7 protein-coding genes are annotated in these 8,320 nt (G+C 46.3%); 4 read left to right on the top strand and 3 right to left on the bottom strand.

Annotated features, from left to right (window positions below):
- Window positions 1-171: 171 nt before the first annotated feature.
- The 3 genes from DXD25_RS12945 to dapF all read right to left on the bottom strand — a co-directional run bounded on the left by DXD25_RS12945 (window position 172) and on the right by dapF (window position 4,552).
- Window positions 172-2,361 (bottom strand): glutamine synthetase III, encoded by a 2,190-nt coding sequence (locus tag DXD25_RS12945; RefSeq protein ID WP_117663869.1) that lies wholly within the window; start codon window positions 2,359-2,361, stop codon window positions 172-174.
- 56 nt (window positions 2,362-2,417) lie between these two features.
- A complete protein-coding gene (locus DXD25_RS12950) occupies window positions 2,418-3,650 on the bottom strand; it encodes an LL-diaminopimelate aminotransferase (protein WP_117663870.1) in 1,233 nt (410 codons plus the stop codon).
- A gap of 62 nt (window positions 3,651-3,712) precedes the next feature.
- Window positions 3,713-4,552 carry a diaminopimelate epimerase gene (dapF, locus tag DXD25_RS12955; RefSeq protein ID WP_117663871.1) on the bottom strand — a complete coding sequence of 280 codons (840 nt, stop codon included), beginning with the start codon at window positions 4,550-4,552 and terminating at the stop codon, window positions 3,713-3,715.
- A gap of 454 nt (window positions 4,553-5,006) precedes the next feature.
- On the opposite strand from dapF, the gene DXD25_RS12960 reads away from it, so the two are divergent.
- The 4 genes from DXD25_RS12960 to DXD25_RS12975 all read left to right on the top strand — a co-directional run bounded on the left by DXD25_RS12960 (window position 5,007) and on the right by DXD25_RS12975 (window position 8,132).
- Window positions 5,007-5,363 (top strand): P-II family nitrogen regulator, encoded by a 357-nt coding sequence (locus DXD25_RS12960; protein WP_006849503.1) that lies wholly within the window; start codon window positions 5,007-5,009, stop codon window positions 5,361-5,363.
- 49 nt (window positions 5,364-5,412) lie between these two features.
- Window positions 5,413-6,681 (top strand): ammonium transporter, encoded by a 1,269-nt coding sequence (locus tag DXD25_RS12965; RefSeq protein ID WP_117663872.1) that lies wholly within the window; start codon window positions 5,413-5,415, stop codon window positions 6,679-6,681.
- A gap of 211 nt (window positions 6,682-6,892) precedes the next feature.
- On the top strand, window positions 6,893-7,876 hold the full coding sequence (locus DXD25_RS12970) for a helix-turn-helix domain-containing protein (RefSeq protein WP_117663873.1): 984 nt from the start codon (window positions 6,893-6,895) through the stop codon (window positions 7,874-7,876).
- Between the two features lie 76 nt (window positions 7,877-7,952).
- A complete protein-coding gene (locus tag DXD25_RS12975; RefSeq protein ID WP_117663874.1) occupies window positions 7,953-8,132 on the top strand; it encodes a hypothetical protein in 180 nt (59 codons plus the stop codon).
- Window positions 8,133-8,320: the final 188 nt, after the last annotated feature.

The raw sequence follows: 8,320 nt of genomic DNA on the forward strand, positions 1-8,320 counted from the left end.
AAGCGGAGCGTGATTTCACAACCACACTCCGCGCAAACTTAAACAACCAATAAAAGAAATAGATTGATCGTTCTTTGTTATATCTGATGAAGAGTAGCTCTTTTAGAGCTTTTGCGTTTTCTTTTTCTTAAACGAAAACTATAACTTATAATTAAACCAGAAAATTGCTTGTTATCTGATGAACAGAAGCTCACGATACTTAGGCAATGTCCAGAGCTCATCGGCAACAGTCAACTCCAACTTGTCAATCTGATAACGGATCTCCTCCATCTTTGGAGCTACCGTGTCATGATAAGCTATCGCCTTATCGTGCTCATTCTCAATCTTGTTGGCCACCTTGCGGGCATTAACCAACTCCTCAACACCTGTCTCGATAATCTGAGTGCGCTCGGCAATCTTCTTGATGATGTTGATGTTGCGGGCAGTCAACTTCTTGCCTTCCTCGTCACCGAAGATGTCAATCATGTTTTCTACATTCTTAGCCAACTGACTCTGATAGTGAGTAGCCACTGGGATGATGTGGTTCATGCTCAAGTCGCCCATCACACGAGCCTCAATCTGAATCTTCTTGGTGTAGGTCTCCCATTTCACCTCGTTACGGGCTTCCAACTCGTTCTTCTTCATGACACCCATATCCTCGAACATCTTGATAGAGGCAGGGTCGAGATAACGCTCGAAGATCTTTGGACAGCTCTTCTCGCAGTCCAGACCACGCTTAGCAGCTTCCTCTACCCACTCATCTGAGTAACCATTACCGTCGAAACGGATTGGCTTGCAGGTCTTCAAATCCTGACGAACGATATCGATGATGGCTGAAGTCTGATCCTCACCCTTGGCTATCAACTCATCCACACGCTTCTTGAAGTCGGTCAAAGCCTCGGCTACAGCTGTGTTCAATACGATCATTGCTGATGCACAGTTAGCCTCAGAACCTACGGCACGGAACTCGAAACGGTTGCCGGTGAAGGCGAATGGTGATGTACGGTTACGGTCGGTGTTATCAATCATCAACTCTGGAATCTCTGGGATATCCAACTTCATGCCCTGCTTGCCAGCCACGGTGAAGAGATCCTTCTTGTCGGCTTTCTCAATGTGCTCAAGAAGGTCGGTCAACTGCTTGCCGAGGAATGAAGAGATGATTGCTGGAGGTGCCTCGTTGGCGCCCAGACGATGAGCATTGGTAGCGCTCATGATAGAAGCCTTGAGCAAACCGTTGTGCTTATATACACCCATCAAGGTCTCTGTGATGAAGACTACGAAACGGAGGTTATCCTCTGGTGTCTTGCCAGGACCATGGAGCAGAATGCCGGTATCTGTAGCCAGACTCCAGTTGTTGTGCTTACCTGAACCGTTGATGCCTGCGAATGGCTTCTCATGGAGAAGTACACGGAAACCGTGATGGCGAGCCACCTTCTTCATCAAGCTCATCAAGAGCATGTTGTGGTCAACGGCAAGGTTGGTCTCCTCGAAGATAGGTGCCAACTCAAACTGGTTTGGTGCTACCTCATTATGGCGGGTCTTGCAAGGAATACCGAGCTCGAGAGCCTGGATTTCCAAATCCTTCATGAATGCCTGAACACGCTCTGGGATGGCGCCGAAGTAGTGGTCGTCCATCTGCTGGTTCTTTGCCGAATCGTGCCCCATCAGGGTGCGGCCTGTCAGCATCAGGTCAGGACGTGCAGCATACAAGCTTTCATCTACCAGGAAGTACTCCTGCTCCCAACCGAGATTGGAAATAACTTTCTTTACATCTGGGTTGAAGTAGTGGCAAACCTCTGTTGCTGCTACGTTTACAGCGTGCAATGAACGGAGCAATGGAGCCTTATAGTCGAGAGCCTCACCTGTGTAAGAGATGAAGACGGTAGGGATACAGAGTGTATCATCGATGATGAATACAGGAGATGTTGGATCCCATGCAGAATAACCGCGAGCCTCGAAGGTAGAGCGGATACCGCCAGATGGGAAAGATGAAGCATCTGGCTCTTGCTGAACGAGCAACTTACCTGAAAATTCCTCGATCATACCACCCTTGCCATCATGCTCGATGAAGGCATCGTGCTTCTCGGCAGTACCTTCTGTCAGTGGCTGAAACCAGTGGGTGTAGTGGGTTACGCCATTCTCGTCAGCCCACTGCTTGATGCCTTTGGCTACGGCGTTGGCGATGTTACGGTCGAGACGTGCTCCGTTGTCGATGACATCTACCAGTTTCTCATAGACATCGGCAGGGAGATACTTGTACATCTTCTGTCGGTTGAATACCTTCTTTCCGAAGAATTCACTTGGTCGCTCGCTAGGAGCGGTTACCTCAACAGGCTTTCTCTTGGAAGCCTCTGAAACAGCTTCAAATCTTAAGTTGCTCATACCTTATATAATTTAAAATTTCTGATTTTCAATGTCTTTATAATCTGTTGGAACGTTTATTTTCCCAGCCATTTGGCGATTCTCTCCATAGCCTCCTTACAGTCCTCGTGCTCACCGAAGGCAGTAAGACGGATGTAGCCTTCGCCCGAAGGACCGAAGCCGACACCAGGGGTGCAGACTACGCTGGCGCCATAGAGCATTTCCTCGAAGAACTTCCAGCTTGGTGTATCGTTAGGAGTCTTCATCCAGAGATATGGAGCATTCTCGCCACCATATACTCTCAGTCCGAGTTTCTGAAGTTCCGCTCTCATAAAGTGGGCGTTCTCCATATAGTAATTGATGGTTGCCTTTACCTGTTCCTTACCCTCAGGGGTGTAGATGGCCTCGGCAGCACGCTGGCTGATATAGCTTGTACCATTAAACTTGGTGCACTGGCGGCGGTCCCAGATCGGATTCAATGCCACTTCCTCACCGGTCAAAGTCTTGGCCTTCAATTCCTTTGGTACGATGGTGTATCCGCAGCGCACACCGGTGAAACCGGCTGTCTTTGAATAACTGTGGAATTCGATGGCCACCTTTCTGGCTCCACGAATCTCGTAGATAGAATGAGGAATTTCCGGGTCGGTGATGTATGCCTCGTAGGCAGCATCGTATAGGATGATGCTCTCGTTCTTGATAGCGTAGTTCACCCATTTTCTGAGTTCTTCCTTCGAGATGACCGTACCTGTTGGGTTATTTGGATAGCAGAGATAAATCATATCCACACGGTGGTCTGGAATCTGAGGGATGAAGTCGTCGCTCTCATCACATGGCATGTAGGTTACATTGCTCCACTTGCCGTTCTCAAAGACTCCCGCTCTGCCAATCATCACGTTAGAGTCGATATATACAGGATAAATCGGGTCGGTGACACCGATGTTGTTATCCCATCTCAAAATCTCCTGGATATTTCCTGTGTCGCTCTTGGCTCCGTCGTTTACGAACACCTCGTTGGCATCCAGATGAATGCCGCGAGGCAGGAAGTCGTTCTTGATGATAGCCTCGCGGAGGAAGTCGTAGCCTCGCTCCGGACCGTAGCCTCGGAAGGAAGCCTGTACTGCCATCTCATCCACTGCCTTGTGCATCGCCTCGATGACGGCAGGGCAGAGGGGCTGGGTTACATCACCGATGCCCAGACTGATAACTCGTTGCTTCGGGTGGGCAATCTTGTAAGCGTTTACCTTCTTTGCGATGTCGGCAAACAAGTAATTGCTAGCCAACTTCAGGAAATGTTCATTAACTAATGCCATATTTTTGTTCTCCTTTATTGCGGTCTTTTTATCAACCTTTGTTATTTAAGTTTGCTCTTAATTTATAATTCAATTTCTCCTTCGAAGACGAAGGCGGCAGGTCCCGTCATATAGACATGGTCGTCTGCCTCGCTGTATTCTATTTCCAGCGTTCCGCCATCCATTACGATACTGCTCTTTCTACCGGCACGCTTGGTCTGGGTTGCGGCTACAGCTGTGGCACAAGCTCCTGTTCCGCAAGCCATCGTGATACCGCTTCCCCTTTCCCAAACTCGTGTCCTTATAATGTCAGTGTCTGTAATTTGTGCGAACTCGATGTTGCATCGTTGAGGAAAGGCTTCGTCTCTTTCTAGAATCTTGCCATAGTGGGCGATGTCGATGGTGTCGATATCATCCACGAAGGTTACGAAATGCGGATTACCCATACAGACATAGGTGCCTTCGAAGATTCTGCCATCGGCTTCGAGTACCGAAGGACCTCTGAATTGCTGGGGATTTTCCAGTCTCGGCTTCAGCATATCCACTGTCACCGAATCTACAACCTTCTTGTTATCCTGAAGATGCAATTTCAATATCTTGATGCCCGATAGCGTTTCCAGTCGGATGGTTTCTTTTCGGGTCAATCCTTTTTCATAAAGATACTTTCCGATGCATCGGCTTGCATTGCCGCACATCATCGCTTCTGAACCATCGGCATTGAAGATGCGCATCGAGTAGTCGGCTCTTCTGCCATCCTGCGGCTTTCCGATGAGAACCAGTCCGTCGCTTCCGATGCCTGTATGATAAGCACTCCAAGCTATGGCTGCCTTTTCGGGGTCTGGGATGTTGTACAGCTGGGTATCTACATAGATGTAGTCATTGCCCGCCCCATGCATCTTGGTGAAATGAACTGTTTCTTTCATATTGCGTTGTCCTTTAAGTTTGAATACTCTTCTTTTATCTCTCACGTCTTGCCTCTTGTGAGGCTTGACTTTTTGATAGTCTTTCGGATGTTTTCGATGACTATTTGTTTGATTTCGGTTGCAAAGGTACGACTTTTTGTTGGAATAGACAAGAAAATATATACAGGAAATAATAATAAAATTTAGCCTTCTTTCAAATTGTAACGAAGAAAAGCTTGAATGCTTACAATTTGTAAGGAGAATGCAATATGACTGGATAAATTTAAAATAATCGTGAAAGAGTAGCAACGAAATGTTTTTGATTGCTTTAGAATGCTGATAAAATGTATTAATTTTGCAGCCGAAAACGAACATAATGTAAAGAATGGCTTGGTTTGAGTGACATTCAAAAATGGTCCGTTTTCAATAGAGACAATCAATAAAGGTATTACACATTATTAATTATTAAAGGATTATGAAGAAGATTGAGGCAATTATCCGCAAGTCTAGATTCGAGGATGTCAAGAAGGCACTTTTGGCTGCCGACATCGAGTGGTTCTCTTATTATAATGTAAGAGGTGAGGGAAAGATGCGCCAGGCTCGCATTTATCGTGGTGTGATGTACGATACCAGCAGCATCGAACGTGTACTTTTGAATATTGTGGTTCGTGATAAGAATGTGGAGCCAACCATCGCTGCCATCCAGGGAGCTGCACAGACTGGCGAAGTGGGAGATGGCAGAATCTTCGTGATTCCTGTACTGGATACCGTCAGAATCAGAACAGGCGAACGAGGTGATATCGCATTGTATAATGCAGAGAAAGAGGAATAGAGAGACTTTTATATAATATTGTATTCTAATTTAACTATAAGATATATTTATGAGCAGTTTATTGTTGACAACTCTTGATACGGGTAACACAGCGTGGATGATCATGGCAACCATCTTGGTGCTCTTGATGTCAATCCCAGGTATAGCACTTTTTTATGGCGGTTTGGTGCGCCAGAAGAATATCCTGAGCATCCTGATGCAGACGGTATTCATCGTGGCAGTAGTCAGTTTGATATGGGTGGCCTTCGGATATTCCTGGGCTTTCTCTACAGAATATGCGGATAGCGGCAACCCTTTGGCTTGCATTATCGGAGGTTTCGATAAGTGCTTCCTCCACGGCATTGGCTTGGATGCCATCATGCCAACGGGTATTCCAGAGCTCACTTTCGTGATGTTCCAGTGCATGTTTGCCCTCATCACTCCAGCCTTGATTCTCGGTGCATTCGCCGAGCGTGTCAAGTTCAGCGGTTATGTACTTTTCACCGTTCTCTGGGTCATCATCGCCTATCTCCCTATGGCTCACTGGGTATGGGGCGGCGGTTTCCTGCAGGAGATGGGAGCCATCGACTTTGCGGGTGGTACTGTGGTACATATCAATGCCGGTGTAGCTGCTTTGGTCATGGCGCTCTGTGTCGGCAAGCGTGATGATTATCGTGCGGGTCATCCTATCACTCCTCACAACATCACTTTCGTGTTTATAGGTATGTCATTCCTCTGGCTGGGATGGTTCGGTTTCAATGCCGGTAGCGGATTGGCAGCTGATGGTCTGGCAGCCAACGCTTTCCTAGTAACTCATATCGCAACAGCTGCAGCAGCCACTACCTGGATGCTCATCGACTGGATTGTCAACAAGAAGCCAACCACGGTGGGTGCTTGTACTGGTGCCGTAGCCGGTTTGGTAGCCATCACTCCTGCGGCAGGCAGTACCGATATTTTAGGTGCCTTCTGCATCGGTATCATTTCCACCATCGTCTGCTTCTTCATGGTAGCCGTAGTGAAGGAGAAGTTCAAGTATGATGATGCCCTCGATGCCTTTGGTGTGCATGGTATGGGCGGTATTCTGGGTTCTATCCTCACCGGTGTTTTCGCCACAAGATACGTAACTGGAGCCGAGGGTGTGCAGGGTGCTCTCTATGGCGACTGGCATCAGCTTTGGATTCAGGTGGTAGCCACCGTGGTAAGCATCATCTACAGCATCGTAGTTACCTATATTATCTTCAAGGTGGTAGATAAGACAGTAGGTGTACGTGTTGACAAGCGAGTAGAGGAGGAAGGTCTCGACATCTACGAGCATGGTGAGAGTGCTTATAGCAACTAAGATAGAGAATGAATATATGTATAACACCTTGACTGTATGTTTTGTATGGTCAAGGTGTTTTCTATTATAATAATGTGTAAACCTGATTTTGCCTAAATTCTTCTTGTTATTTTATCATTTGCCTGCTTTTTTGTGTTAAATCTTATAAACACTTAGTTACAGAATCAATTATTTTTGTTATATTTGTCAACAAATTAAAGAGCTAACAAATATGACTAATGACTCATTTTCAATAAGATTGCGGGAAGCGCGCCTGATGATGGGACTCAGCATGGATAAACTCGTAGAGCGAACCAACGGAGCCATCACCAAGCAGAGTATATCCCGTTATGAGAAAGGCATCATGCGCCCTAAGCGTGATGCCCTGCAAGCCATAGCCAAAGCCCTCAATATCAGCGAGGCATATTTCGATGGTACCAATATCAAGATAGATGTTCCGATGCTCCGTACCACCTCCAATGGTAAGTTATCCGAAGACGAGTTGCAAGCCCTGGAAGCAAAACTCTCTTTTTGGGCAGAGCAGTATCTTGCCAAGGAGAAAGAAGCGGGTTTTCCTATCCAGTTCAAGAATCCGATAAAAGGCACCAGGGTATCAACACTGGAAGATGCCATCCAGGCATCCAGTCTTCTTCGTGAAAAATGGCATTGCGGTGATGGCCCTATCGCCAGCATCCTGAGACTCTTGGAAAGAAAAGGCATCATGATACTTGCTGCAACTCTCCCGGATTATGTCTTCGGAATGAGTACCTGGGCAGATAAGAAGCATCCGCTGATGATTCTCGATTTTAATCCGGAAAAGAGTAGCGTAGAGAAACTTCGTTTCACGGCAGTACATGAGTTAGCCCATCTTCTTCTCCTCTTCCCGGAAGACAGTCCGTTGAAACAGGAGAAGCGTTGTGATCTCTTTGCCAGTTTCTTCCTTCTTCCCAAGTTGGCGCTTATCGAAGAGTTGGGTTCCAGGAAGCGTGAGAAGATAACGCTGGAAGAGATGATAGACATCAAGGAGCTATATGGCGCCTCTCTCGCCGCTTCCATCATTGTCGCCAGAGATTACGGCATCATCACCACCGAGTATAAACGTGTATGGTATGCCGAGCATATAGAGCCTAATCCTCGTGAAATAGGTAATGGCCACTATGCATTTCCTGAGACATTGGGAAGGGAGAAGAGAGTCAATTCGATAGTAGATTCGTGAATGTTGAATGTCGGTGTAAATGTCAGCATTTGATGATATTTAAAATAGGAAATACTAATTCTTAATAGTGTTCGATATGAAGCAAAATAATAATGAGCAAATCGTCTTCGATATGTTCGAAGAGGTTGCAACCGAAAGTATCGCTGAGGCTCGGAATGCATACACCTATGAAGAAATTGACGGGTGCTATTTGGAGGCGAAGGAGATAGCTGATCTTGCAAGGAAGAATTTGCTGGAGAAATTGGGAGGTACATAAAAAAATAAATCCCACCGAAGCGGGACTATAGGTTTTACCCTTCGGCATTTCTGCCTTATTGTGATAAGATGTAGGAAATCTTATTTTCTGCTGCAAATATAATATAAAATATTTGTTTATCCAACTAAAAAGGTTGTAATTTTACAGCAATAGTTCGTTAAAATTTGAGATAATGGCTAAGCAGCTTT

It is taken from the genome of Prevotella sp. TF12-30, assembly GCF_003436715.1.
GTDB classification, from domain to species: Bacteria; Bacteroidota; Bacteroidia; order Bacteroidales; family Bacteroidaceae; genus Prevotella; species Prevotella copri_A.